General features: G+C 59.0%; 25 protein-coding genes. 2 read left to right on the forward strand and 23 right to left on the reverse strand.

The window, feature by feature from the left end:
- Nucleotides 1-3: 3 nt before the first annotated feature.
- Nucleotides 4-759, reverse strand: a complete 756-nt coding sequence (locus tag RD1_RS02360) for an enoyl-CoA hydratase/isomerase family protein (protein WP_011566838.1) — start codon at nucleotides 757-759, stop codon at nucleotides 4-6.
- Complete coding sequence (locus tag RD1_RS02365; protein ID WP_011566839.1) at nucleotides 756-2,339, reverse strand: acyl CoA:acetate/3-ketoacid CoA transferase; 1,584 nt, start codon at nucleotides 2,337-2,339, stop codon at nucleotides 756-758. The genes RD1_RS02360 and RD1_RS02365 overlap by 4 nt, the downstream gene beginning before the upstream one ends.
- A gap of 149 nt (nucleotides 2,340-2,488) precedes the next feature.
- Between RD1_RS02365 and RD1_RS02370 the strand changes: the two genes are divergently transcribed.
- Nucleotides 2,489-3,307 carry an aldo/keto reductase gene (locus RD1_RS02370; protein WP_011566840.1) on the forward strand — a complete coding sequence of 273 codons (819 nt, stop codon included), beginning with the start codon at nucleotides 2,489-2,491 and terminating at the stop codon, nucleotides 3,305-3,307.
- Between the two features lie 19 nt (nucleotides 3,308-3,326).
- Here RD1_RS02370 and RD1_RS02375 read toward each other — a convergent pair whose 3' ends face one another.
- The 3 genes from RD1_RS02375 to RD1_RS02385 all read right to left on the reverse strand — a co-directional run bounded on the left by RD1_RS02375 (nucleotide 3,327) and on the right by RD1_RS02385 (nucleotide 6,723).
- Nucleotides 3,327-4,967 carry a GMC family oxidoreductase gene (locus RD1_RS02375; RefSeq protein WP_245897164.1) on the reverse strand — a complete coding sequence of 547 codons (1,641 nt, stop codon included), beginning with the start codon at nucleotides 4,965-4,967 and terminating at the stop codon, nucleotides 3,327-3,329.
- Between the two features lie 142 nt (nucleotides 4,968-5,109).
- A complete protein-coding gene (locus RD1_RS02380; protein ID WP_011566842.1) occupies nucleotides 5,110-5,679 on the reverse strand; it encodes a hypothetical protein in 570 nt (189 codons plus the stop codon).
- Nucleotides 5,680-5,694: 15 nt separating this feature from the next.
- Entirely contained in the window at nucleotides 5,695-6,723 is a 1,029-nt protein-coding gene (locus tag RD1_RS02385; protein ID WP_011566843.1) for a zinc-dependent alcohol dehydrogenase, read from the reverse strand.
- A 201-nt stretch (nucleotides 6,724-6,924) separates the two neighbouring features.
- Between RD1_RS02385 and RD1_RS02390 the strand changes: the two genes are divergently transcribed.
- Nucleotides 6,925-7,563, forward strand: a complete 639-nt coding sequence (locus tag RD1_RS02390; RefSeq protein ID WP_044033310.1) for a TetR/AcrR family transcriptional regulator — start codon at nucleotides 6,925-6,927, stop codon at nucleotides 7,561-7,563.
- A 118-nt stretch (nucleotides 7,564-7,681) separates the two neighbouring features.
- On the opposite strand, the gene RD1_RS02395 is transcribed toward RD1_RS02390, so the two are convergent.
- The 18 genes from RD1_RS02395 to RD1_RS02480 all read right to left on the reverse strand — a co-directional run bounded on the left by RD1_RS02395 (nucleotide 7,682) and on the right by RD1_RS02480 (nucleotide 26,711).
- The gene (locus tag RD1_RS02395) at nucleotides 7,682-8,785 is read right to left on the reverse strand and encodes an ABC transporter ATP-binding protein (protein ID WP_011566846.1); all 1,104 of its coding nucleotides are present in this window, start codon (nucleotides 8,783-8,785) and stop codon (nucleotides 7,682-7,684) included.
- A 3-nt stretch (nucleotides 8,786-8,788) separates the two neighbouring features.
- On the reverse strand, nucleotides 8,789-9,670 hold the full coding sequence (locus tag RD1_RS02400) for a carbohydrate ABC transporter permease (RefSeq protein ID WP_011566847.1): 882 nt from the start codon (nucleotides 9,668-9,670) through the stop codon (nucleotides 8,789-8,791).
- On the reverse strand, nucleotides 9,670-10,563 hold the full coding sequence (locus tag RD1_RS02405; protein WP_011566848.1) for a carbohydrate ABC transporter permease: 894 nt from the start codon (nucleotides 10,561-10,563) through the stop codon (nucleotides 9,670-9,672). The genes RD1_RS02400 and RD1_RS02405 overlap by 1 nt, the downstream gene beginning before the upstream one ends.
- 55 nt (nucleotides 10,564-10,618) lie before the next feature.
- A complete protein-coding gene (locus RD1_RS02410; RefSeq protein ID WP_011566849.1) occupies nucleotides 10,619-11,869 on the reverse strand; it encodes an ABC transporter substrate-binding protein in 1,251 nt (416 codons plus the stop codon).
- A gap of 156 nt (nucleotides 11,870-12,025) precedes the next feature.
- Entirely contained in the window at nucleotides 12,026-13,963 is a 1,938-nt protein-coding gene (locus RD1_RS02415; RefSeq protein WP_011566850.1) for a multiheme c-type cytochrome, read from the reverse strand.
- An 18-nt stretch (nucleotides 13,964-13,981) separates the two neighbouring features.
- Nucleotides 13,982-15,259 carry a BatD family protein gene (locus RD1_RS02420; protein WP_011566851.1) on the reverse strand — a complete coding sequence of 426 codons (1,278 nt, stop codon included), beginning with the start codon at nucleotides 15,257-15,259 and terminating at the stop codon, nucleotides 13,982-13,984.
- Nucleotides 15,256-16,800, reverse strand: a complete 1,545-nt coding sequence (locus RD1_RS02425; RefSeq protein WP_011566852.1) for a VWA domain-containing protein — start codon at nucleotides 16,798-16,800, stop codon at nucleotides 15,256-15,258. The genes RD1_RS02420 and RD1_RS02425 overlap by 4 nt, the downstream gene beginning before the upstream one ends.
- Nucleotides 16,800-17,783, reverse strand: a complete 984-nt coding sequence (locus RD1_RS02430) for a vWA domain-containing protein (RefSeq protein ID WP_011566853.1) — start codon at nucleotides 17,781-17,783, stop codon at nucleotides 16,800-16,802. Before RD1_RS02430 ends, RD1_RS02425 begins: the two co-directional genes overlap by 1 nt.
- Nucleotides 17,780-18,268 (reverse strand): DUF4381 domain-containing protein, encoded by a 489-nt coding sequence (locus RD1_RS02435; RefSeq protein ID WP_011566854.1) that lies wholly within the window; start codon nucleotides 18,266-18,268, stop codon nucleotides 17,780-17,782. The genes RD1_RS02430 and RD1_RS02435 overlap by 4 nt, the downstream gene beginning before the upstream one ends.
- The gene (locus tag RD1_RS02440) at nucleotides 18,265-19,248 is read right to left on the reverse strand and encodes a DUF58 domain-containing protein (protein ID WP_011566855.1); all 984 of its coding nucleotides are present in this window, start codon (nucleotides 19,246-19,248) and stop codon (nucleotides 18,265-18,267) included. Before RD1_RS02440 ends, RD1_RS02435 begins: the two co-directional genes overlap by 4 nt.
- Nucleotides 19,249-19,258: 10 nt before the next feature.
- Complete coding sequence (locus tag RD1_RS02445) at nucleotides 19,259-20,248, reverse strand: AAA family ATPase (RefSeq protein ID WP_011566856.1); 990 nt, start codon at nucleotides 20,246-20,248, stop codon at nucleotides 19,259-19,261.
- Nucleotides 20,245-21,201 (reverse strand): HAD family hydrolase, encoded by a 957-nt coding sequence (locus RD1_RS02450; protein ID WP_011566857.1) that lies wholly within the window; start codon nucleotides 21,199-21,201, stop codon nucleotides 20,245-20,247. The genes RD1_RS02445 and RD1_RS02450 overlap by 4 nt, the downstream gene beginning before the upstream one ends.
- Before the next feature lie 88 nt (nucleotides 21,202-21,289).
- Nucleotides 21,290-22,816 carry an arylsulfatase gene (locus RD1_RS02455; RefSeq protein ID WP_245897348.1) on the reverse strand — a complete coding sequence of 509 codons (1,527 nt, stop codon included), beginning with the start codon at nucleotides 22,814-22,816 and terminating at the stop codon, nucleotides 21,290-21,292.
- A 234-nt stretch (nucleotides 22,817-23,050) separates the two neighbouring features.
- Nucleotides 23,051-23,497: an SRPBCC family protein gene (locus RD1_RS02460; RefSeq protein ID WP_011566859.1), complete on the reverse strand. Its 447-nt coding sequence runs from the start codon at nucleotides 23,495-23,497 to the stop codon at nucleotides 23,051-23,053.
- A gap of 94 nt (nucleotides 23,498-23,591) precedes the next feature.
- Nucleotides 23,592-24,470, reverse strand: a complete 879-nt coding sequence (locus RD1_RS02465) for an MBL fold metallo-hydrolase (RefSeq protein ID WP_011566860.1) — start codon at nucleotides 24,468-24,470, stop codon at nucleotides 23,592-23,594.
- Nucleotides 24,471-24,530: 60 nt separating this feature from the next.
- Nucleotides 24,531-24,932 (reverse strand): rhodanese-like domain-containing protein, encoded by a 402-nt coding sequence (locus RD1_RS02470; protein WP_011566861.1) that lies wholly within the window; start codon nucleotides 24,930-24,932, stop codon nucleotides 24,531-24,533.
- Nucleotides 24,933-24,966: 34 nt separating this feature from the next.
- The gene (locus tag RD1_RS02475) at nucleotides 24,967-26,037 is read right to left on the reverse strand and encodes a flavin monoamine oxidase family protein (RefSeq protein WP_011566862.1); all 1,071 of its coding nucleotides are present in this window, start codon (nucleotides 26,035-26,037) and stop codon (nucleotides 24,967-24,969) included.
- On the reverse strand, nucleotides 26,034-26,711 hold the full coding sequence (locus RD1_RS02480) for a cupin domain-containing protein (protein ID WP_011566863.1): 678 nt from the start codon (nucleotides 26,709-26,711) through the stop codon (nucleotides 26,034-26,036). Before RD1_RS02480 ends, RD1_RS02475 begins: the two co-directional genes overlap by 4 nt.
- Between the last annotated feature and the right edge of the window lie 59 nt (nucleotides 26,712-26,770).

Raw genomic sequence — 26,770 nt, forward strand, 5'->3', positions numbered from 1 at the left:
CCTTCAGGAGAAATCCGGTTTTCGTTTTTCGCGAAAAGCAGACAGACCCTCGCGCAATTCATCCGTGCCGGCTGCGATGCGCCCTGCCAAAGCCTCGGCGATCCGCTCGGGGTCTTCGCGATCTGCGGCATTGATCAGCATCTTGGTCAGTTTCGTCGCCTGCGGCCCACGGCTCAGCACACGCGCGGCGAGGTCTTCTGCCAGAACATGCGCCGCACCCGTGGCAATCACATGATCGACGAGGCCCAGACGGCGGGCTTCTTCAGCGTCAAAGACTTCGCCGAAGAGCGCCATGCGACGCACGACTTGGGCACCAAACCGGCGGACTGCGCGCTGCGTGCCGGACCACCCCGGGATGATACCAAGCCCGGTTTCCGGCTGGCCGATCTTGATGTGCTGCTCGGCAATGCGCAGGTCGGCGCAGGCAGCCAGTTCCAGGCCGCCACCAAGTGCATGACCATCCAGTTGCGCGATTACTGGCACGGTCAAGCGGGCCAGCGCGTCAAAGGCGGCATGCCCATCCCGCACCCAATGATCCCCGAAGGCTTCGGGCGTTTCACCGGCCCAGGCTTCGATGTCGCCGCCCGCGCAAAACGCTTTGCCCGCACCCGAGAGGATCACAACGCGGGCGGTGCCGCGTTCGATTTCCCGGCATCTGGCCGCAAGCATATCGCACATTTCAGCGGTCAGCGCGTTCAGTTTGTCCGGCCGGTTCAAAACCAATCGCGCGATGCCATCCCGAACACTTAGATCAATCATGCCGACAAACGCCCGGCCAGATCAATCGGCGCGTCGCGGAACAAACCGGCATCCATGACCTTGAGGTCCGGTGCCACGCGCAGAGGCGTCGCCGCCTGACCAACCACATCCCGGTCAATATCGAGGCCGGGTGCAACTTCGGTCACGATCAGACCCTGTTCGTCCAGCCTCATCACGCAGCGCTCGGTGATATAGGTGATATGCTGCCCCTGCGCGATGGCGCGTTTGCCTGAGAATGACACCTGATCCACCTGATCAACAAATTTTGCCACCTTGCCCTCGTGCTCGATCACGATTTCGCCGTTCTCGACTCGCATTTTGGCACCGGCATTGAACATACCCGAAAAGACGATTTTCTTTGCGCGCGCGGTAATGTCCACAAAACCGCCCGCCCCTGCAGTGCGGTGCGGCACGGCGGACAAGCGCGAAACATTGACCGACCCATCCGCGCCGACCTCAAGGAAGGACAGGAGCGAGCAATCAAAACCCCCCGCCTGAAAATAGCAGAACTGGTGTGGTGAGGCGACAAAGGCCTCGGCATTCGCCGCGCAGCCGAATTTGAAATCAAGCAGCGGCACACCCCCGACTGCGCCCTGTTCGATCATCCAGGTGACGTCGTTATGACATCCCTCTTCAACGAAAATACGCGGTACATTTGCCGATATTCCGAACCCGATGTTCACCGCCCATCCGCGTTGCAACTCAAGCGCCACACGGCGCGCGATCACCTTGCCGATGTTGAAATCAACGGTATCGAAACTGTCCATCGGTCGGATCAATTCGCCCGAAATCGCCGGGTCATATTGCGTTGCGGTGGTTTGCAATTGATCCGGCGCTTCAACGATCACATCGACCAGAATGCCCGGCACGGTTACGTCATGGGGCCGAATGGACCCTGCCGCCGCAATCCGCTTGACCTGCGCGATGACCGTGCCCCCGCTGTTGCGCGCGGCCAGTGCCATTTCCATCGCCCCCAGATAGGCCCCCTCATGTTCGAAACTGAGGTTGCCGCGTGTATCGGCCGTTGTGGCGCGGATGATCGCCACATCAGGCTGGATCGATTTGAAATAGAGCCATTCTTCGCCCTCAAAATCGCGCAGCTGAACGATTGGTGTCTTGCGCGCCTCACCGTTCATCGCGCAGCCTTCAAGGCGTGGATCGACAAAGGTTTCCATACCCACTTTGGTCAAGACACCCGGGCGCTTTGCCGCCCCCTCGCGCAACATGTCAAAGACAATACCGGATGGCACGTTATACGCGGCGACTTCATCGGCCACGATCATCTGCCATATCAATGGGGGTTCCGCCTTGGTCGGACCCGACGGATAGGAGCCGCCGATGATCCTCGATAGACAGCCCTTTTTGGCGATGTGATCCACGCCCTTGGTGCCAAAGAAATCACCCGCTGCGATGGGGTGAATTGTGGTCAGGTTCCGTGGGTGTCCGACCGCGTCAAAACGATCACCGATGCCCTTGAGAACGGCATCAGGGCAACACAGCCCGCTGGATGAGTTGACGGCAACGGTTGCATCATCGGGAATGAGGTCAGCCGCATCGCGTGCTGTCATAATCTTGGGCATAGAATCTTCCGTGGCATTGCAGCGACACACTTTAAGTAACTGTTTGGTTAAAAGACTATGCCCACAATCCAGCATGCGATCAAGACTCTTTGATGCTTCCCATTAAGTAACTAAAGGGTTACAATCAGAGCTATCAGGAAAGGCGCGACATGAACATCTATTTCAAACATTCGAACCAACGCTCATTTGGCACCTATCCTCTGAAAGGTACTGCTTGCAGAGACGCCATTCTCACCGCTGCCGAGGTTGGTTATCGCGCGTTTGATACGGCGCAGATGTATCGAAATGAGGCCGAGACAGGGGCCGCTCTGAAAGAAACGGGTATTCCGCGTGATACGCTCTGCGTGACGACAAAAGTCGAGAATGACAATTATGACGAAAGTAAATTTCTTGCTTCTGTTGAGGCCAGCCTGAAAGCCTTGCAGTTGGATTATGTGGATGTTTTGCTGCTGCACTGGCCGCCTGCGGATTTCCAGATCGAAGGCTCGCTGACCTTGCTGGAACAAGCGCATAAACGGGGCATGGCCCGTAATATCGGCGTGTCCAACTATACAGTCCAGATGATGCGCGATGCGACCAGGATTATTGAAACGCCCCTTGTGACAAATCAGATCGAATTCCACCCGCTTCTGAACCAAGACGTCATGCTGGCCGCCGCATCCGAAACCGGTATTCCGCTGTCGTCTTATTGTTCGGTTGCGCGTGGTGAGGTGTTCAAACATCCGATCTTTGCCGAGATTGGCGCCGGCTATGGCAAAACCGCGGCACAGGTCGTGCTGCGCTGGATCCTGCAAAAAGGTGTCAGCATCAACACCATGTCCACCAAACCCGAGAATATCGCGGCGAACTTCGATGTGATGGATTTCACGCTGTCCTCGGTTGACATGGCCCGGATCGAGCGGATGACGCATATGAATTACCGTATCGTCAGCAAGGATATCGTGCCATGGGCACCCGATTTCGACTGACCCGGATGCTCTGCCGATGTCAGTGGTTTCCTCGGATCATATCTGCGGCTTTCTCGCCGATCATGATCGTCGGGGCATTGGTGTTTGACCCGATCAGAGAGGGCATGACCGAACTGTCGCACAGGCGCAGACCGTCCACGCCGCGCACCCGCAATCGTGGATCAACCACCGCCATCGGGTCATCGGAAGACCCCATTTTGCACGTGCACGTCGGGTGATACGAGGTGCGACCAAAGGCGCGTGCATAGGCCTCATACTCTGCCTGCGTTTGCACGCTGTCATCGGGAAAGCGCACCGCGCGGATGTACTTTTGCAGGCTGGGTTGCGCGAAAATCTCGCGGCTTATTCTGACGCCCTCGACAGAGGTTTTCAGATCCTCCGGGTGGCCCAGAAAATTCGGGTCAATGATCGGCGTATCCTTTGGGTCAGCAGAGCGCAGCCGCACCGTCCCTCTGGATTTGGGCCGTAGCGTATAGCTGTTGAGGGTAATGCCGGATGCGCCGGGTCGCACGGAGGGCACACCCGCCTCAGCCCCGGCCCCGGCCAGAAAATGGAACTGCAAATCGGGTGTTGCGGCGTCGGGATCCGCATACCAGAAGGCACCCCCCTCAACCACGTTGGACGCCACGGGACCGGTGCGAAAAGCCAAGTATTGCAGGCCGGCCCAAAGCGCCCAATGCGGCTTGTTGTATTTGTCGAGGCTGTCGTGCCCGGTCAGCTCTGCCACGATATCAATACCAAAGTGATCGGTGAGGTTTTCGCCAACGCCCGGCAAGTCCGCCTGCACGTCTATCCCATGGGCCTTGAGATGCGCCGCAGGTCCCAGCCCCGACAACATCATCAGCTTTGGCGTGCCGATTGCCCCCGTCGTGACGATGACCTCCTGATCCGCGTGCACCGTCTCACTGCCGGTTTTGGCGGACCAGATATCGACGCCAGTCGCACGCCCCTTTTCAACGACAACACGCTTGACCAGCACATTCATGCGCACGGTCAGATTGGGTCGATGCATCACCGGTTTGAGATACCCCACCGCCGCAGAACAGCGCCGCGCATTCCTTGTGGTGGTCTGATAGACGCCAGCGCCTTCCTGCACCGCCCCGTTGAAGTCGGGGTTGAACGGGATGCCCCGTTCCTGACAGGAGCGCACGAAAGCAAGGGTCATCGGTTGCGCATTCAGGCTCGATACCGCCAAGGGCCCGTCCGTGCCGTGCCACTCGCCGGCAAAAACCGTGTTGCCTTCGGAGCGGATGAAATACTTGCGGATATCGTCAAATGCCCAGCCGTCGCAGCCCTCTTCCCGCGCCCAGCGGTCGTAATCGCTGGGGTGGCCACGGGTGAAAACCTCGGCGTTTATTGACGAACCACCGCCGATGACACGCGCCTGCGCATATGGAATTTCGCGGTTGTTGGCATGTTTCTGCGGCGCGGTCATCAGGCCCCATGTGTGCGGGCCGGTCGTCATCTTTGCGAACCCGACCGGCATGTGGATGAACGGGTGGCGATCACTGCCGCCGGCCTCCAGCAACAACACCCTGACGCTTGCATCTTCTGTCAGCCGGTTGGCGAGCACGCACCCGGCCGACCCGCCGCCCACGATGATATAGTCATAGCCCTGCGCCACCTTACGCGACCCCCATACTGCGCGTTTGAAGGTCAATGTCGGCGTCAGGGTTAGGCAAGGCGACCCCTGCACACACTGTGCGGCCTTTTATGCAGAAAGTGCTCATGATCAGGGCTGCCTATAAGTAACCATATGGTTATTTGGTACAGGCAACGCTGGTCATAATCAAGCCCGGTGCTTACTCCCGTTTGTCGAGCGCGTGCCGCCAGTCGTTCCACCCGCCATCCACAGAGGAGGGCGCGCCGTGCCATTCAGGCATCGCCTTGCCTGTGGCCGGATCGCGGGCGGGGATGGGCAGCATCATGATGCGCTTGCAGGCGCGTTTGTAATCCTCATTGCTGAGGAATTCTTCTTGTATGTCATCCCAATCGCGCCCATCGGGATAGCCACCGCACATGTGAATATCTTCCGACTGGCCGATCATTTCGTGGCTGACACCGGCGGGCATGACAATGACGTCGCCCGCTTCGATACGCACCTTTGTCCATCCGCCATCGCCCACCGACAGGTTGAACTCCATCCACCCGCGTGCACAGCCCAGACATTCATGCGTCGTCGAATGGAAATGGGCATATTCGTACACGCCCGGATAGTCCCAGTTGTTCGACCATCCATTCTCGCGAAAGCGTGTCTTGATCGCCTCGGCGCCGCCGCCCGGCACTGCATTGCGATGCACCAGCAAGGGAAAGCGGCTGTTGGGGATCTTGCCATTCGGAGCGGAGGTGTAGCTTTCGGTGGTGATGGGCATAATCTTGTTCCTCTTTCAATCCGACATGACAATTTGCGTTTTCAGATCATCCGGGCGATCCCCGAATGTGTCAAACGCAGTCTGAATGTCTTTTAGCGGGTATTCCGCCCCCAGAAACGGCGCGGGATCAATCCGACCATGCACCAGAAAATTCAGCGCGTCATGCATATCCTGCCCGGAGCCTGCAACGGACCCCTTGATCGAGTTCTCCTGCAGAATGGTCGTCAGAATGTCGACGGGCAAAACTTCGCCCGCGCCGGTCAGGCCAAAGGCCGCCACATGGCCGCCCTTGCGGATCAGGTGCAGGGCTTGTTGGTAGAGCGCTGGTAGCCCCACGCTTTCAATCACGATATCTGCACCGCGCCCCTCGGTCGCTTGCATCACGCAGGCCTTGACGTCAGCCGGATCACTGACCCCGACATCCGCACCATGTCTGAGCGCAAGCGCCACCCGGTCCGGCGAAATATCCGTCACAATGATGGGTGCCGCGCCAATGGTGCGCAGCAATTGCACATGCAGATGCCCGATCGGACCCGCCCCCAGCACGGCGACGGATTGACCAAAGCTCACATCGGCTTTCCGCGCAGCGCGCACAACGCAGGCCAGCGGTTCGGTCAGCGCGAGCACCTCAAACGGCATATGCGCAGGGGCGGGGATAACCAGCCGGGCCGGAACCACGATGTATTCGGCGAAGGCCCCGTCCATGCTGATCCCCATCTGGCGCATGTCAGGGCAGTTCAGAATTTCGCTGCGGCGACACCAGTAACAGGTGCCACAGCCAACATTCGTGTCAACGACCGCCTTGTCCCCGAGGCGCAGCCCGGTCACATCAGGGCCGAGCGCCTCGATCGTGCCGGTGAATTCATGACCCGGTATCATCGGCAGATTGTCGGTCGCATAATGTCCGTTGAAGATGTGGATGTCCGTACCGCAAATGCCGACACGCGCGACGCGTATCAAAACCTCGCCCCTGCCGGGGGTCGGGGTGGGCCTCTCCTGCATCTCGAAATGTCCCGGTTTGCTCAACACTGCCGCACGCGTCATTCTGGTCCCCCCTTCAATCGCTGTGCCGAACAGTCCGGTCACCGTAGCACAACGCACTTATCAGTTACCTCTTCATGCAATAAGCACATAAAGATACCGCCGTGGCAACGCGACGCGAAACAACCTCTGGCCTTTGACGCTCAAAACAGGATGTCATAGGGTAATCCTGTGTTTCGCACAAATGATCAGGGTAGAAGTGAAGTGACCGAGAAGCGCAAAACACGTGACGCAGATGCGACCCGGCTGCGTATCATGCAGGCTGCCAAGAAGGAATTCGCCAAACATGGTCTGGGCGGGGCCCGCGTGGACGAGATTGCGGAGCGTGCCAAAGCCAACAAGCGCATGATCTATCACTACTTCGGTTCCAAGGAGAAGCTGTTCAAGGCTGTGCTTGAGGCCGCGTACCTCGACATCCGGAACGCCGAGCAAAAGCTTGATCTTGACAGCATGCCCGCGGAAAAAGCGTTGGAACACCTCGTGCGGTTCACCTGGGATTACTATTTGAAGAACCCGGAGTTCATCACGCTGGTCAACAGCGAGAACCTCCACCGCGCGCGCCACCTCAAGAAATCCGAAGTGATCGCGGTTGCCAGTCGGAAATTCGTATCCATGATGCAAAACCTGCTGGATCGTGGTGTGCAGGAAGGCGTCTTTCGCCCGGGCATTGATGCTACACAGTTGAACATCACGATTGCGGCGATTGGCTATTACTACCTGACCAACCGGTTCACCGGCGCGATCGTGTTCGAGCGGGATCTGATGACGCCTGACGCATTGGAAGAGCGGCTCGCCTTTAACCTCGACACCATCATGCGGCTGGTGCGGGCGGACGGTCTTTAGAGCGTCATGCGAAAAACCTCGATCACGTAACGCTGCCTGAAATCAAAGTTCAACTTGTTACGTGATACGTGATGGTTCAGGTATTTCGTCAGACGCTCCAGAGCGCGAAAAAAACCAATCACCGCAAGCGGTTTTCGGTCTTCGGATCGAAAAGGACAGCCTTGTCCATATTCAGCGCCAGTTCCGCCATTTCACCGGGATGCGCCTCTGCATCAGCGCGCATGCGACCGACCACGTCCTTGCCTGCGAAACAGGTTGTGATGAACGTATCTGATCCGGCGGGCTCGGTCACATCAATGCGGTTCCGGGCCAGAACCACATTGCGGGCCTTTTTGTCAGCGCCGTCAGGGTCCGTTACGGCCTCCGGGCGAATGCCCAACAGCACCGCAGCGCCATCTGCGCCCTGATCCACCGCGACGGGCAGCAACACAGGTGCTCCGGTGGCATCCGTGATCTCGACCATGGCCGCGGCACCTTTGCGACGCAAGATGGCCGGGATCAGGTTCATGGAAGGCGACCCCATGAAGCTGGCCACAAAGACATTCGCCGGATTGTCATAGATTTCTTTCGGCGTGCCCAGTTGCTGCACATATCCACCGTTCATCACTGCAATGCGCGTGGACAGGGTCATCGCCTCGATCTGGTCATGGGTGACATAAACGATGGTCGTGCCAAGCCGCTGATGCAGTTTCTTGATCTCGGTACGCATGTCGACGCGCAGCTTGGCATCCAGGTTCGACAAGGGTTCGTCAAAGAGGAACACATCCGGGTTGCGCACCAGCGCCCGGCCCATCGCAACCCTTTGGCGTTGCCCACCGGACAACTGACCGGGTTTGCGGTTCAGCAATGGCGTGATCTGCAACATATCCGCGACCTTATCCATCGCAGCGGCGCGTTCGGCCTTGGGCACGCCATGCATTTCAAGACCAAAGGTGATGTTCTGCGCGACCGTCATATTCGGGTAAAGCGCGTAAGACTGAAACACCATCGCGATGTTGCGCTTGGACGGATGCACGCCATTCATCGGCTGACCCTTGATTGCGATCGTGCCGCTGGTGATGTCTTCCAGCCCTGCAATCATGTTCAACAGTGTCGATTTTCCGCAGCCGGACGGGCCCACCAGCACAAGAAATTCGCCCTCAGCCACGGAGACATCGACGCGGTGCAGAACCTCAGTGCTGCCATAGGATTTGGTGACGTTTTCGATATCCAGAAAACCCATGTCTTATCCTTTTACTGACCCGGCCATCAGGCCGCGCACAAAATAGCGCCCGGCAACAACATAAACGACCAGCGTCGGCAGGGCCGCCATGATCGCACCGGCAAAATGCACGTTGTATTCTTTCACCCCGGTCGAAGAACTGACTAGATTGTTCAGGGCCACGGTCATCGGCTGGCTGTCAGCATCTGCAAAGCTGGCGCCGAACAGAAAGTCGTTCCAGATATTGGTGAACTGCCAGATGAAGCTGACCGCGATGATCGGTCCTGACGACGGCAACAGGATGCGCCAGAAGATGCGGAAGAACCCCGCGCCGTCTATCTGCGCGGCACGCACCAGCTCGGTCGGAAAGGCGGCGTAGTAGTTGCGGAAATATAGCGTGGTAAACCCGATGCCGTATACAAAATGCACAAGGATCAACCCAGTGGTGGACCCTGCAAGACCCAGCACACCGAGGCTTTGCGCCATGGGGATCAGGACGATCTGAAACGGAATGAAGCAGGAAAAGAGCAGCAGGCCGAAAACGATATTATGCCCGCGAAACTGCCATTTGGTCAGTACATAACCGTTCAACGCGCCGAAAAACGTCGAGAGTAAAACAGCGGGCAAGGCCATGGCGATGGAATTGAGGAAATAGGGTTTCAACCCCGTGGGATCCACCCCGATCTGTGCGGTGGACCACGCGGAGAGCCACGGTTGGATCGTCCAGACATCGGGCAGGGCCATCATATTGCCCCCGGTGATTTCGCTCAGCGGTTTTAGTGAGTTCACCAACATCACGAAGAGCGGCAAGAGGTAGAAGAGCGCAAAGAGCAGCAGCAGCAGGTAAATCAGTGTGCGTGCAAAACGCCCGCTGCGCATGGCATTTTCCGAAGAAGCGATGGCCATTACTTCTTCTCCTTCAGTTCGGCATAGAGATAGGGCACCATGATCGCCGCGACCGTCATCAGCATGATCACGGCTGAGGATGCGCCGATGCCCATCTGGTTGCGGCTGAAGGTATAGGAATACATGAACGTGGCAGGCAGTTCGGTGGCGCGGCCCGGCCCGCCGCCGGTCAGGGCGATCACAAGGTCATAGGATTTGATCGCCAGATGGCTCAGGATGACGAATGCCGACAGAAACGCGGGGCGCAATTGCGGAATGATGATGCGCCGGTATAGCTGCCAGTTGGAGGCGCCGTCCATTTGCGCCGCCTTGAGGATTTCATTGTCGATGCCGCGCAGCCCCGCCAGAAACATCGCCATGGTAAAGCCGGAACTTTGCCAGACCGCCGCCAGCACAACCGTGTAAATCGCGTAGTCCCGGTTCTTGATCCAGTCAAAGGCAAAACTTTCCCAGCCCCACAGATGCATCGTGTTTTCGATGCCGATGCCAGGGTCCAGCATCCATTTCCATGCCGTGCCCGTGACAATAAAAGACAACGCCATCGGATAGAGGTAGATGGGGCGCAAGACACCTTCGCCGCGTATCTTCTGATCCAGCAGGATCGCCAGAAGCAACCCGATCACAGAACAGATCACGATGTACAGCGTTGCAAAAACCGCAAGGTTCGTGATCGCGGTTTCCCAGTGGCTGAGGCGGAACAGTTTGGAATAGTTTTCCCAGCCGACCAGCCCATAGGATGGCAACAACCGGCTGTCGGAAAAGCTCAGATAGATCGTGAAAAGGATGAACCCGTAGACAAAGAACAGGACGAGCGCAAAGGACGGCGCAAGAACCAGTTTGGGCAACCAGTTCTGCAAACGCGTGCGCATGTCCGGGCTGGACGTGTCCGCCATAGGCTCCCCCGTTGGCAAAGGCCTGACCCCCGTGCAGGGATCAGGCCCCTTAGAGTTACTGCGCGATTTCTACAGCGGTGGCGAGTTCTTCGGCAGCGGTGGCCGCATCATATTCGCCATTGAAATGCGCCGTGACCACATCGTAGACCGCGTTTTTCACAGATGCTGGCGCGGCATGGCCATGTGCCATGGAGCCGAACAGATTGCCGCTGGACGCGGCGGCTGCAAGGTCTTTCATCCCCTGTTGACCACAGGCGTCCAGATCGCTGCCATCGACGTCGGTGCGCGCAGGCACAGAGCCTTTGACCTTGTTGAAGGCCACCTGAAAGGACGGCGACAGGATCGCACTGGCCAAGGCAGACTGTTCAGCAGAGACTTCGCCACCCTGATCAAACATCGCGAACTGATCCGCGTTGAAGGTGACTTGATCCTGTGTGCCGGGGAAGCGGAAACAGAGGAAATCCTCGCCCGGTACTTTACCCGCATTCAGGAATTCGCCCTTGGCCCAGTCGCCCATCATCTGGAAACCGGCTTCGCCATTCATGACCATCGCGGTGGCAAGGTTCCAGTCACGGCCCGAGAAGTTATCGTCCACATTCTCGCGGATAAAGGCCATCCGGTTAAACGCTTCGACCATCGTGTCGCTGTTCAGCGCTTCCGGGTCCAGATCGACAAAGGCAGCTTTGTAGAACTCGGGTCCGCCCGTGGACATGACGACTGCGTCAAATACGGTCGCATCCTGCCAGGCTTGCCCGCCATGCGCGATCGGTGTGATGCCCGCAGCGCTCAGCGTATCGACCGCTGCGACGAAATCATCCCATGTTTCCGGCACGGCGATGCCATTGGCATCCAGCACGGATTTATTGGCCCAGACCCAGTTGGTGGAATGTACATTGACCGGGGCCGAAACCCATTTTCCATCGACCTTGGCAAAGGCCTTCAGCGCGTCCGGCACCACGTCATCCCAGCCCTGTTCAGCGGCTGTCGCGTTCAAATCCGCCAATGCACCCTGATCAGCCCAGTCCAGAATATCAAACCCCAACATCTGCACCGCCGTCGGGGCGTTGCCTGCCGTGACCCGTGCTCGCAAAACGGTCATCGCCTGTTCACCGCCACCGCCCGCAACCGGCATGTCGGTCCAGCCGATGCCCTGCCCCTCAAGGTCCTGTTTGAGGACGTTCAGGGCGGAAGCTTCCCCACCTGATGTCCACCAATGCAGAACTTCTACATCCTCTGCCTGCGCGATCTGTGCCGCTCCCATAAGGCATGTGCTGGCGATCAAAGCGCCTTTTATCATTTTCTTCATGATGTCCTCCCAAAATGCACCATTCGGTTACTTAAGTCATAGAGGCCAAGAGGCGCGCAGCTGTCAAGCCAGTTTGTCAGATACGCGGGTCTGGCGCTTTCACCGGAGTGTTGTCATTTTCGGCCGTATGTCACCACTTTTATGTAAGGTTGGCCGCTATTGTGGTGGCAAGAGCGATTCCGAGCGCATCGAATTCAGCGTGTCACTGCCGGGCACAGCTTGTAACGCTTCATCCAAAACCTGTGCAGCGGCTTGCGGGCCGCGCATGGCATCCGCGATCCGCACGAGCATTACCCAAGCCTCTTCGCGTTGCGGATCCATGAGGACGACCTCGCGAAAGGCGCGTTCGGCACCTTCAAAGTTACGCATCGTCAACGCGGTGCCTGCCAGAATGATATGCGTCTCCGGGAAATCCGCACGGTTCAGCAGCCCCGCCTGCCATTCCCGCAACGCCGCACCAAGCCTTTCGGATGCGCTGGGCGTCAGTGCGGAGCGTGGCACATCCAGCAGCGTTTTGCCGGCGGCGATCCGCACCATTCGGCGTGGATCATCCAGCGCGGGTTCCAGAGCGGCGGCGCGTTCGGCTGGTGGGAACAGCCCATGCGCACTGGCCGCTGCGGCACGGACAAGCGGATCCGTGTCCGTCAGCATTGATGATAGCTCCGCCCCCAGTGTTGCGTCGCCCGATTGTTCCAGCAACCACAGCGCGGTGGCACGCGCGATGCCCGGCTGTGTGGTATCACCGGCCAGATCGGTCAGGGGGACACGCGCCGCAACCGCATTGGCGCGCCCTGCGGCCAGCACCTGCCCGTAGTGCAAACCGCGATTTTCACTGTCGGGATACCATTCCTCGATCGCGGCCGCCGCCCAGGCGGAGGACTGGTCGCTGTGACAATCCGTGCAGGCATTGGGGCTGTCGGTCTCAAGCGATATATCCGGACGTGGTATCCGGAAACTATGATCGCGCCGCCCGTCCACACCCATGTAAACACGCTCGATCATATGGCAGCTTTTACACTGTGCGCCTTCGGTCCCTGCCTCGTGATAGTGGTGCGAGGGGTCATCGTAATTCTTGGAGTCAAGCGTCGTGAAACTCGGGTTTCCCGCTGGAGAATGGCACTGCGTACAGACGCCGTTTCCTTCCGCCTTGAGTTCGGCCGAATGCACCTCGTGACAGTTCGAGCAGCTTACGCCCTGCTGATACATCTTTGATTGCAGAAAGGAGCCATAGACATAGACTTCATCCAGGATTTGGCCATCTGCGTGATAAGCCCCGGGGCGCAGCAGCGCCAGCGCATAGGCGTCATTAAACGGGATGCCAGGCACGGGGTTGCCATCGAAATGCGCCTCGCGGCGGGAATGGCAACTGGCGCATTGCTGCAAAACGGTTTCCGTTCCCGCATCGTAATCAATGGTCAGGCGATATTCGCTGAGCCCGGTCAGAGGTTCTTCGAGGCTCTTGCCCGTGGCCCACGCGATATGGGCGCTGCCCGGTCCGTGACATGCCTCGCAGCCCACTCCAATCTCGACCGGAACCGATGAATAGCTGCGCGTCACGGGTGAATAGTTTTTTTCAAACCCAGTTGCGTGGCATTCTGCACAGCGCGCATTCCAGTTCTTGTAGGGCCCGGTCCAGTGCAACCCGTCATCCGGCGGCAGGTCCTGATCGGGGTAGAGGTGAAACCATTCCTGTTTGATCGTGTCCCAGACCACATCGAAACTCTGGATGCGGCCCGGCTCTGTCTCCAACAGATATTGCTGCAACGGTTCGATCCCCGCCACGGAATGGACGGGATAATCGGTGGTCACACCGTCTTTTTCCGTCACGGTGATATAATGCCTGCCATCCTCAACACGGAACCGCGTCAGGGTGCCGTCATGGCGGAACTCGGTATCGTTGAAATCGGCCACGATGTTTTCGGCCGTAGGTGCCGTCCATGCCTTGGCATGATGTGACCCTTCCCATGCCTCGGCTGCCTTGGTGTGGCAATCGCGGCATTCTGCCGACCCCACATAGGCGGGCGTCTGTTCCTGTGCGGCGGACAGTGTCGCAAGCGTCGCAAACAACAAAACGCATAGATTAAATCGGAACATGCAGTGGGCGCTTTCGGGTTAGGCCGTTCTTTGGCTTTGGGCATCGGTCGGGTTCAGTGGGGGCAGTTCTGGTTTTTTGCGATCCGCCTTGAGAGCTGCCGCCCGGACCTGCGGCAAGGCAGTCAGCACCCTTTTCCACGCATCGTTCTGTGACGTTCCACCCGGACCATACCGCGCGGCACCCAGCGCGCAAAGTGCTGATTGCAGCGTAGCCTGTGCAGTTGGATCAACGCGACACCGCGCCGCCCAGATATCAAGGTGGCGCAGCAGCCCGTCGAAATCCCTTGCCTTGGCGGCCTCAACCGCTTTTGCATAGGCCCAGTGTTCGGACGCTTCCATGTGACGCCGGCGCGCGGCCATCATCGCGCGCAACCTTGGGGACAGACGGCGGAGGGCCAAAAGGCAAAGCGCAAGCGCGGCTAAACCCCCGGCAACATAGGCAGCCAAAACACGCGGATCAGTGTTCTGGACCAGCGCGGGGGGCGCGTCTACTGTTACGTCAAACCCTTCGGTTCTGGCGATCTCAACCGCTTGTGACGTCAGATTGAACCACCCGAGTTCAAGTGCCGGAAACGCGCCGCCCCCACCGCTCTGCGCCACGAGCGTGACGCTTTGAGTGCGCGTTCCGCTCAGTTTCCCGCGTTCTTCCTTATCCTGAATGGTCGGTTCGGACGGATAGACCGCGACGCCCTTGATATCAATCTCTGGCATCAGCGAAGGCAGGAACATCGCCGAGGTTCCCTCGATCTGGGCGGTCAGTGTCAAGGTGACGCTATCGCCTGCCTGCAGCGGCATGTCTGCCTCACTCACCTCCTGTGTCAACGTCAGGTTTTGCGCGGCGATAAAGGGGGACAGGTCTTCTGCCCCTTCCGGCACGCGGCCCTCGACGACGATGGGGTCTAGGGTGAAGGTCTGTTGCAACGGGTCCGGTTTGCCCGGCTCGGCCCAGGTCACGCTTAGTTCTTGCGCGGGGATTTGCACCCGACCGGGCACCATGGGCGTCACGCGGTAGCGCCGGGAGACACCAGACCACGTTTCGCCATCGATTGTGCGGCTGGCCGGACCGGTCGCGCCCTCGGGCAATTGCACCAGAATGTTCGGCGCCTCCAGCGTCGGGAAAACGACCGGTTTGGGCAGCCATGTGGGCACCAGAACGGTTACACGAAGCGACAGCGGCTGGCCGGGGATGGTAGTGTTTTCTTCAAACTCCACCTCGACCAGAGGGTCTTGCGCCAGTGCCATCCCGGCCCAAAGACCGAAAAGGACGGCGAGAAACAAGGCGCGCCGCTGCATCATTCGCTACTCCTGCTTTGTTCGATCAGAAACCGTTGGCGCAGAAAATCGCCGGTGCGCGTATCGACGGTATTCATCCACTGCTCGGTTGAAAGCATGCCCATTTCATCGGGGTCCGAAGTCTCGATTTCGGTCTCGGCACCGCGCCCGGATTCGTTGTCGAAGACGGTGTCATCCGCGCCAATGCCCGCCTCTTCGCCCGTATCTGATTGCTCTTGCACAGTTTCAATGTAGTCGACAATTTCCCGCGCTGTCGCGAGGTTTTCTGCCGCACCCGGATAGTCCGGATCGCGCTCCAGCACGGTTTCAAAGGCACGGACCCCATCGCGGTACTGGCGATTTCGGATGTGCGCGAGGCCTTGCGCAAACGCGGCTTCTGCGGTTTCGAGGCGGGCGAGAACTTCCACCGCCTTGTCGTATTGCCCATCGCGCATCATGGTATACCCCTGCCACATCGGGTCCTGAAAAAGCTCTGCGGCGCGTTTGAAATCGTTCCGGTTATAGGCAAGCTGGCCCTGTTGGTCCGGGGTCAGAAACCAGTCCGCGACACCTTCGGCGGCGGTGCGTTGTGGCTGGTTTATCCCGGTCATCGTGATGAGCAGGACAATGGCCCATTTCATCGTCCACCCCCGGCGAAACCAGATCAGACAGAGCAAAGCCGCCGGAATCGCGAAAATCCAACCCCGATCCTGCCAGGGCTGGGTGCTCGTTTCGAGAACGGCAGCGCGATAGGCCGCGTTCAACGTGCGATCAATCTGGCGCAGGTCTGCATCATCGACGCTGACCGGGATCACCGGGGCGCCGTCCACCATATCAAGGCCACGGCTGTTTGTGCCGCTGGGCAGGATCTGATGCAGCACGACCGCGTTTGCACCCGCTTGCGTGATGGCACTGGCATCCTGCACATCAAGGTCATCCAGCAGAAAAAGGATACCCCCCGGTGCGTCCTCGGTGGCCAGAATGTCCATCGCCAAAGCCAGCGCGTCCTGCGCGTTGTTGCCTTCCTGCGGCATCACATCGGGTGTCAGCCCTTCGAGGTAGGGCACCATGATCTGCACATCTTCGGTAAAGGGAACAACGCGGTGCGCTGAACCTGCGTAAGCCACCAACGCCGTGCGCGCTCCCGCCCGCATCTCAAGCAGATCGCGAATCTTGAATTTGGCCAGTTCCAACCGCGACGGGGCCACATCCGTCTGTTCCATGCTGGCGGTGTTTTTCAGCACGATGACCACGGGCGCTGTCGGGGACACAAAGGGATCAGGCATGCGCGACCAAGTCGGCCCCGCTGCTGCCAGAACGGTGAGGATCATGGCAGCGGCAACGCCGTCGATGGGCGTAAGACGGCGGCCCTGCGCCTCGCCCACTGTCAGCGCTTTTCTCAGGTGGGGGCTGATGCCTTTGGTGTTTTGATCCTTGCGAACCGATCCCCTGCGCACCATCCACCACAGCCCCAGAACCACAGGAACGGCCAGCAGGACAAAGGGTCGGATGAAATCAAACGCCCGCAGCATTTCGGCCACAGTTATGAACAGAAAATCCCCCATCAGACGCTCGTCTTTCGATGTGAGGTGAGCTGCAGCAACGCAACGCTTCCAATCCCGATGAACATGGCAAGGATCAGGGGGATGTGGTGCAGGGTCTGGCGCGGACGGAACGATTGTGTCTCGGTCAGACGTGGGGCCAGTTCATCAATGCGTGCATAAATTTCGTCCAGTGCCGCCTGATCGGCCGCAAAGAAATAGGAGCCCGACGTGCGGTTTGCGATATCTTGCAAGGCGGCCACATCCACGCGGTTTTCCCCTGTCCCGTCGGGATCACCAACGGCAATCGTGAAAATCTCCACCCCGGCACCGCGCGCGATTTCAGCGGCGTTCAACGGGCTCATCCGGCTGGCGGTATCCGCACCATCCGACAGGAGGATCAACAGACGCTGTTCAATTTCGCTGGCCTCGAACGTGCGGATCGACAGTCCAATGGCATCCCCGATGGCGGTATGCGGCCCGGCCATGCCCACCTCGGTCTGGTCCAGCAATTCGACGATGGTGCCGGTGTCTTCGGTCAGCGGGCTTTGCAGATAGGCCTTGCTGCCGAAAACAATCAGCGCCATGCGATCCCCCTCGCGCCCTTCGACAAAAGCCCGCACCACATCGCGCACCCCGGCCAGCCGTTGCAGGTTTTCGTTGCTTGCATCAGTAAAATCGCGCGTGTCCATCGAACCGGATATGTCAATTGCCAGGATCAGGTCCCGTGCGGATTTCGAGGTCTCAATCGGTGCGCCCAACCGTTCGGGCTGCGAGATGGCGATCACCAGAAGGATCCAGATCAGGCTGGCGGCGATGATCTGAAGCCAGTTTCGGCGCATGATCACCGCGCCCTTTGCCGGGGTCAGTTTCGCCTCGGCGATCACTTGCCGGAAAAACGGGAAGCGGATGGCGGGGACGGTTTCCTTATGCGCGGGCACGAACCGCCAGATGAGCCACGGTAGTGGCAAGGCGAGAAACGCCCATGGGAAGACGAATGAGATCATGCTGAAACCTGCCTTTGGTGTCGTCGCACCCAGTTCTTCGCAGCCTCCCGCAGTGCCGGATCGGCGCGCGCGCACGATGCGTAGGGGGCGGTGGCCAAGACCTGCCCTGCGCCGTTCGTGAAGTCATCCATACCCGCACAACGATCCAGAAACGCCAGCCATTCGGGGCCGCTCAGGCTGGCGACCTGTGCACGTGGAAAGGCGGCCAGTGCCGTGCTGCGCAGAATGGTCGCGATTGCGGCCGCGTCATCGCCTGCCTGCTCAAGCGCGGACAAGGCTGCCTTGCGGTAGGCATTGCGCCGCAAATGGGCGCGGATGCGAAGGACGCCATAAAGTGCGAGCACGATCAACACGATTGCCAGTACCACCCAACCGCCGGTTTGCGGGACCATGGAAATGGGCGCCGGTTCGACCGGTTCAACCAGTTTATTGATGAGATCGACAAGGCTGGTCGGTGCGTTGGTGGACGGGGTCTTTTCACTCATCGCCGACCAAGCCCCATGAGACGGCGCATCTGGACCAAGCTGTCCTCTGCCGAGGTCAGCGGCAAAACGGAAATGCCGAACTGCCGTTGCCAGTCAACAATCTCGGCTACCCGGCGTTTTGCGAATTCAGTCAGGTCCCGGTGTACTTGGGAGTCAGACATATCCACCGCCGCCTGCAAAACCCCGTCAGTGATCACAAGTTTTGCATCCGGTGGCAGGTTGTCGGCAAAAGGGTCGGTCACCAACCCAAGGATCAGGTCATTGTGGCGCGACAGACCGCGCACGAGTTTGCGGGTCTGGTCATCAATCACGTCAAAATCGCTGAGGACGATGACCAGATGGTTGCGTGGCGCGATCCGGGCGACTGCGCCCAGTACCTGATTGATCGATTGCGGTGGCACGGTGGGGGCCTCGGGGCGCAGCAATTGATTGGCCGAGGCAAGCGCACTCAGAAACCGGTTGAGCGCGGCACGGCTGCGCGCTGGTTTGATCTCTGCGCGCAAGTCGTCACCAAAGACGATACCGCCCACACGGTCGCCCTGTTCCAGGATGGCAAAGGCGGCAAGGGCTGCACATTCGGCAGCCGTCACCGATTTCATGTTCAACACGGAGCCAAAGAACATCGACATGCGCTGATCAACGACGATCAGGGTGGGGCGGTCGCGTTCCTCGGTAAAGACGCGCACATAGGGTTTGCCGGTGCGCGCCGTGACCTTCCAGTCTATGGAACGCACGTCATCCGCCGGCATGTAATCGCGCAGCTCTTCAAAGTTGAGGCCCCGGCCCCGCAGGCGCGATGTGTGCCGCCCGTTCAACACTGACCGCGCAGGTTGTCGCGGCAGGAAATGCAGACCACGCGCGGGGCCTTCCAGCCCGCGCAGATGAGGCAGTGTCACATGAATGCGCGTATCCAAGCCCTTGGGCACGGGTGCAGGGTCGGGCAGGGTATTGGTGCGAATGCGTGCCGGAATATCCCTCATGCAGGCCCCCTCAGGTCAAAGCCACCTGTGTCAGTATCTCCGCGACGACCTGATCGGGGGAGACCCCTTCGCCCTGCGCCTCATAGGTCAGGCCGAGGCGATGGCGAAACACATCGGGCGCGATCGCCCGAACGTCCTGCGGATCGACATAATCACGACCCTTGAGCCAGGCATGGGTGCGCGCGCATTTATCCAGCGCCAGCGATGCACGCGGGCTCGCCCCGATTTCTATCCATCGCTTGAGGTCATCGCCAAAGGCTTCCGGAATGCGCGTGGCGTTCACGAGGTCGGCCATATACCGCTCCATCGCGTCAGAGACATGGATGGCGACAATCTCGCGCCGCGCTTCAAACACGGTCGATTGCGAGATCGGCGCCGGTTTCTCGGACTTGACCTTGTCGTCTGGTGCGGCCGAGGCCGCCGCCTCTTCGCCACGGACCAGACGGATCACCAGAACCTCGTCCTCGACAGGCGGATAGGTGATGTTCACATGCATCAAAAAGCGATCCATCTGCGCTTCGGGCAGCGGATAGGTGCCTTCCTGCTCGACCGGGTTCTGGGTGGCCATCACCATGAAGAGCGGCTCCATCGGGTGGGTGGTGCCGGCAACCGTCACCTGCCGTTCTTCCATGGCCTCAAGCAGGGCCGCCTGCACCTTGGCGGGGGCGCGGTTGATCTCATCCGCCAGCACGATGTTGGCAAAGATCGGCCCCGGTTCGAATTTGAACTCTGAACCGCCCTCTTTATGATAGTACACTTCGGTGCCCGTGACGTCGGAGGGCAGCAGATCCGGCGTGAACTGAATGCGGCTGAAATCGCACTGCAGGTTCTTGGCCAGCGCCTTGATCGCACGCGTCTTTGCCAGCCCCGGCAGCCCTTCGACCAGCAGGTTGCCGTTGGCCAACAGGCCGATGACCAACCGCTCGATCACATCGCGCTGACCGATGATGGCCTCGCCCATCCGCTCGATCAGCGTGTCGATATCGGTGCGCGCGCTCATTCTGGCCAGACCTGTTCCCAATCCCGGGCCATATCGACAATGACCCAACCCCGGTCCGGTCCTTCGTCCAACCCCCGGTTCAACACGCCGATATGCCCCTCGCGGTCATAGGCGAATTCCCGTTCCGCATCCGTGTGGTGCACGAGTATCCCCAGACGCGGCCCGTCGCCCGCCGTGGTATATTCCAGCATCGCGAAATCGCCGTCGGAATTGCCGCCCGCGATGATCGGGCGTTTGCCGATGCGGTTGTCGATGCCCACGGGCTTGCCCTCTTTGTCATCCACGAAATCAATACCGGGCAGTTTCATCACCTGACCGTCCAGATATTCCGTTGGCCCCGCGCTGCCGATTACCTGTTCGGGCGGGATGTTATATGCGCTTTCGGCAAAAGCACGGATGAAATGCACGCCGCCACCGGAAACAATCCACGTCTGGAACCCTTCGTCACGCAAGTAGCTAAGCAATTCCAGCATCGGCTGGTAGACCATCGCGTCATAGCGCATGTCGGTTGTCGGGTGACGCGCTTCGTCCAGCCAGTCCCGCACATCGTTCTGAAACGCCTCGACCGACATGCCGGAATGGCTGACCGCGAGGATTTCCAGCAAACCTTCAACACCGCCCGCAGCGATGGTTTCCAGATCACCCTCGGCACCGGCCCTCAGGATGTCAGACGTCAGGATCGACGGGTCCGCTTCGGCCTTGGCCTTCAGTCGATCAAGGGCATAGATAAGCTGAAAATAGACCGGTTGTTCACCCCAGAGCGTGCCGTCGTTGTCAAAAACTGCAATCCGGTCGGCAGGGGTGACATAGTCGGGCGACGTCGGGTCCGTTACGGACTCCACAAATGAGATGATAGTCGATTTGTTCTCCGTCGATCCCCATGATGGCAAAGGGTCGGACAAAGCAGGCGACGTAGCCAGACAAATCGCGGCTGAAAACAGAAGTCCACGCATGGCGGGTAACCTCGTTGTTGCTGGTTTCAAGGTGAAGAAAGGCCGCGCAGTTTCCTGCGCGACCTGATTTCTGCAAACATCCGGTTTCTTATGGCGTGCCCGGTGTTTCGGTCAGCTTTTCCATGACCTGTTCGAGGCTGAAACTCGCCGCTTTCTGGCGCGGCGGGTATTCCTGGAACGTCTCAAGGAACTGACCCACATAGGCCTGCGCCGGCACCAACATATAGGCGCGGTCGATCAACCAGTCCCAATAGGTGTTCGATGTCCGGTAGCTGCGCTCGTAAGGATCGCGCCGCAGGTTGAAGATCAGTGGCAGGCGGAGTTCGGTCCATGGTTCCGCCCAAGCGCGCAGGGTGGTGTAGGCCTTCTGCTCGAGGAAGATCAGTTTCCAGTCGTTGAAGCGCAGTGCCGTCAGGTCGCCGTCATCGGAGAAGTAGAAAATCTCCTGACGGGGTCCTGTGTCCACTTCACCAGAGAAGTACGGCAGGAAGTTGTAGCCATCCAGATGCACGCGGTAGTCACGCCCACCGCCCACTTCGGCCACTGTGATCCCTTCAAGCAGTTCTTCCTTGATGGTTGGACGTCCGGCGGCTGCCAGATAGGTCGGCAACCAGTCCATGTGGTGCATGATGGAGTTCGACACAGATCCCGGCTCAATCAGACCGGGCCAGCGCACCATGGAGGGCACGCGCCATCCGCCTTCCCAGTTGGTGTTCTTCTCACCAAAGAAAGGCGTCATCGCCGCATCCGGCCACGTGTTCATATGCGGACCATTGTCGGTCGAATAATGCACGATGGTTTTATCTGCGATGCCAAGCTCGTCCAGCACGTCAAGGAACTGGCCGATGTGCATGTCGTGTTCGATCATACCGGCGGTATATTCATCGACGGGTTTACCCACCAACTCATTGGCCGCCTGCTGACGCCCATCGCTGACATGTGTGCGGAAGTGCATGCGCGTCCCGGACCACCACAGGAACCACGGCGTACCTTCGGCTTCCTTGCGTTTGATGAAATCAATCGCGGCGGCGACGGTTTCATCATCGACGGTTTCCATCCGCTTCTTGGTCAGCGGTCCGGTGTCTTCAATCTCGCCATCGGCAGAGGATCTGATGACGCCACGCGGGCCAAATGTTTCGCGGAACGTCCGGCCATCGGGCATGACTGCATCACCCGGGTAGTCATAATTCTCCGGCTCTTCTTCCGCATTCAGGTGGTAGAGGTTGCCGAAGAACTCGTCGAATCCGTGGTTGGTGGGCAAGTGTTCGTCGCGATCACCAAGGTGATTCTTGCCGAACTGGCCTGTTGCATAGCCTTGCGCCTTGAGCAGGCCCGCGATTGTCGGGTCTTCTTCCTGCATGCCAAGCTCTGCACCGGGCAGGCCGACTTTTGACAGCCCCGTCCGGAACACAGATTGACCCATGATGTAAGAAGAACGTCCAGCGGTACAGGATTGTTCACCGTAATAGTCGGTGAAAATCATACCTTCTTCGGCGATCCGATCAATATTTGGTGTGCGGTAACCCATCAGACCCATAGTGTAGGCGCTGATGTTGGACTGCCCTACGTCGTCACCCCAGATGACCAGGATGTTGGGTTTTTCATCTTGCGCCATCGCGGCGCTCGACGCGAACGTCAAGGCGGTGACGGCGAGTGCTTTTATGGTCAAGTGTTTCGTAAATCGCAAAAGGCTTCTCCTTTATATCGTGATGTGCGGTCACACAGTTGTGAGCATGCACGCATCACCGGATAATTTAAATAGAGAAACCGAGGTTTTATCATCTTTAGATTGTGCTGCGAAGACCCACATGTGGTTTCGGAACGCCGATAATGAATAAAAATCAATCGGTTACGATTTTTCACCCACGTGCTCGGCAAAGTTGGCAAAGAACTTTCCCGCCAGCTTCTTGGCGGTCCCCTGTACCAGCCGATTGCCCAGCTGTGCGAGCTTGCCGCCAATGTCTGCATGCGCATCATAGCGCAGCAACGTGCCTTCTTCATGCTCTTCGAGGGTGACATCTGCCCCACCTTTGGCAAAGCCAGCGGCCCCGCCATTGCCCTCCCCTTTGAGCGAAAAGTGTTCAGGTGGCGCATCGGGTGAGAGCGTCACATTCCCATTGAACTTGGCCTTTACCGGTCCGATTTTCAGCACGACCTTGGCTTCGAGTTCGGTATCGGAATGCTTGTGCAATTCCTCGCAGCCCGGGATGCACTCCTTCAGGATTTCAGCGTCATTGAGCGCGTCATAGACCACTTGTCTCGGTGCATTGATAACGATTTCGTCTTTGAGATCCATGGGTCTTGTCCTTCATCCACGCCACTGTTGACGCGTAGATGAGCATATCTTTCCTTCAAATGAAATGGTCTAAAAGTCTAGGTCGCGTGCCGCGTCAAAGTTTGTTGACCGGTATTTTCAGCGTCATGTTACCCTGTGCATCCCGCGGCACTTCACCGGCCCTGATATTCACCTGCAGCGACGGAATGATCAGCGCGGGCATGGAAAGTTGCGCATCGCGCGCTTCACGCATTTTCACGAACTCTTCGCGCGAGGTGCCACCGCCGATATGAATGTTGCTGGCCCTTTGCTCCCCCACGGTCGTTTCCCACGAAATCGCACGGCCACCGGGCCCGTAATCATGGCAGACAAACAGGCGTACATCATCCGGCAGGCTCAGCACACGCTGGATGGAATCATAAAGCTGGCCTGCATCCCCACCGGGGAAATCCGCCCGCGCCGAACCACCGTCCGGCATGAACAGCGTATCGCCTGTAAAGGCCGCATTGCCCATCACATGCACCATGCAGGCCGGTGTGTGCCCCGGCGTGTGGAGGGCAAAACACGCCATCTCCCCCACGTGATACCGATCGCCATCCTTGAACAGCTTGTCGAATTGCGAGCCGTCACGTTCAAACTCAGTGCCCTCGTTGAACACTTTGCCAAAGGTGTCCTGCACTTCGGTGATGTGCTCACCGATACCGATCTTGCCGCCGAGTTTTTGCTGAATATAGGGTGCACCCGACAAATGATCCGCATGCACGTGGCTTTCGATGATCCACTCAAGCGTCAGCCCCTGCGCCTGGATCGCCGCGATGATCTCATCCGCACTGTCATAGCTCAGACGGCCAGAGGCGTAGTCAAATTGCATAACCGCATCGACAACGGCGCAGGCGGTGCTTGCCGGGTCCTTGACGAGATAGCTGATGGTATTGGACTGCGCGTCAAAAAAGGCCGTCACGTCGGGGTGTTGATCCATGTAAACAGCGGGCATCGTCTATCCTTTTTGTGGGCAGAGTCTTTGGCGGATCATGCCTAGTAATTCACCCTTCGGTCAATCGTTCTTATCGGCAAAGGTGGCCGGCCCGCCCTGCTTCTCCCATGTGGAAAACCCCTCCCGCAGATGGGCGGCGTCAAACCCCATGTCCTGCAACTGCGCGACCGTCAGAGCGGAGCGCCAGCCCGACGCGCAGTGGAACACATAGGTCTTTGACTGGCCAAAGATATCCTTGAAATACGGGCTTTCGGGATCGACCCAGAACTCGATCATTCCGCGCGGTGCGTGATAGCTGCCGGGGATGAAGCCGGACCGCTCTCTTTCACGCGGATCCCGAATATCGACGATTACCACATCCGGGTCATCCATCATGGCGATCAGGTCAGGGGTTTCAATCTCCTTGATCCGCGCGCGGGCGGCGCTGACCAGATCAGCGGCAGATATCTTGAACTTTTGCATGATGTGATCCTTTTTGCAGCGCCATGCATGCCAGTTATGGTCGGTGCGGCATGCTTTCAACCAAGGCAGCATCCGCAGCTTCCAGTGCCCCTTCGAGGTATCCGCCGAATGTGGCGGCGACTTCACTTCCTCCAAAGATCAACCTGCCATCCCAAAGCCCGGCAAGTGCAGGGGGAAGGCCGTATCGCGGATGTGTTGTCAGTGGCGCGTGATCCGCCGGTGTTGCGGTGTTGGTGTCCGCTGCCCAATCCTTGATCAGAACCGCATGCGCGGATGCGGCTTGTGATCCAAAAAGGCGGATGAGCTGATCAACGATAGCTGCTTTCAGCACCTGCTGATCGCGGCGGTCCGGGGGCACGCCGATGAAACCAAAAAGTGCTGCGCCGCTGCCGGAGGCGGTGCTTGCATCGTGAACTTCCACCATCGGGCCCTTGTGGCTCATCGCATCACCAGACAGCCCCATGTCACGCCAGAACGGCGTATCGTATAAAATGACGGCTTTCGCTTGGCTTGCCATCCATGTCGGAATAGCGGCCATCGTTTTTGTCGCCGCTGTGGGCAGAGCAGGGGAAAAATCGAGGCATGCCGCCACGCGCGGCGGTATCGCCAGAACCACGGACCGCGCCTCGATATCCACACCCGCCGCGCAGCTTACGAGGATGTTGCCATCCGCTTGCGACAGGTGCCTCACCTTGGTGTTCAACAGGATGCGCGATGGATCAATCTGACCGGCGAGCGCGGCGCAAAGCGTGCTCATTCCGCCGTCAATTCGAAATGAACCTTGCATGGACGCTGCGCCTCGCCCTTGCTGTATGCGGCCCTGCGCGTCCTCAAACCGGAACTCACCCTGCGCGTATTGTTCAAAAACAGGCAGGGCAAAGCGTGATATCAGACCGGCAATGCGCGGCTGGCCCGCCCAGAACCACGCTGGCCCAAGGTCATAGGCGGCACCGTTGACCGTTTCACTCAGCACCCGACCGCCCAGCCTGTCCCGACTTTCAACCAGCAGATAATCACGGCCCGCCTGATGGAGCCGGTCCGCAAGGTAGAGCCCGGCGATGCCGCCGCCAACGATCACAACATCGGCGCGATGCCGGGGTGTCACGGGGCCGGCGGCTTTGCGTGTTGGATGTGGCGCAGTTTGGCCCAGAGGCGCACGCCTTTCGGGCCCGCTGTGGCGTTCAGGGTGCTTGCGCAGGGCAGGCGCAGCCATGACCCCTGTTGCAACTGATCGCCGCCCTCGGTCATGCTGCCCTCCAGCACCAGAAACTCGCCACCATCCGGCAGGTCCATTGCCACTGAGGCCCCGGCAGCCCATTTTTCGGCGCGCACCGTTTCCTGATTGTCGTGGAACAGGGTCATGACGCTCACCCCTGCGCGGGTCGCATCGGGGATAAATTCCATTTTGTTCATGTCGATGACGACATGGGTGCGGTCTTCCGGCTGGAACTGCCAGAGTTTCACAAAAATCGTGCACCCTGTGTCGGAATGAGGGGAGTGGGCCGATGTCGGGGGGTTGCGCACATAAGACCCCGCCGGGAAATCGCCGTGTTCATCCGAAAACACCCCGTCGAGGACGATGAATTCTTCGCCGCCCGTATGGGTGTGTTCCGAAAAACGGCTGTTGGGCGCGTACCGCACGATTGTTGTGGCGCGTGCGACCTCACCCCCGATCCGGTCCAGCATCCGACGGTCAACGCCCGGCATCGGAGAGGCGCGCCATTCGACTTCGTCAGAATGAACAACAACACGTTGCGAAAAATCGGCATGCAAATCCATGGGAGGCTCCGGTGTCAGTTGCGGTGGCGCTGTGCCTACCACGAGGCAGCGAAATTGCA

This window comes from Roseobacter denitrificans OCh 114, from assembly GCF_000014045.1.
Classification (GTDB): domain Bacteria; phylum Pseudomonadota; class Alphaproteobacteria; order Rhodobacterales; family Rhodobacteraceae; genus Roseobacter; species Roseobacter denitrificans.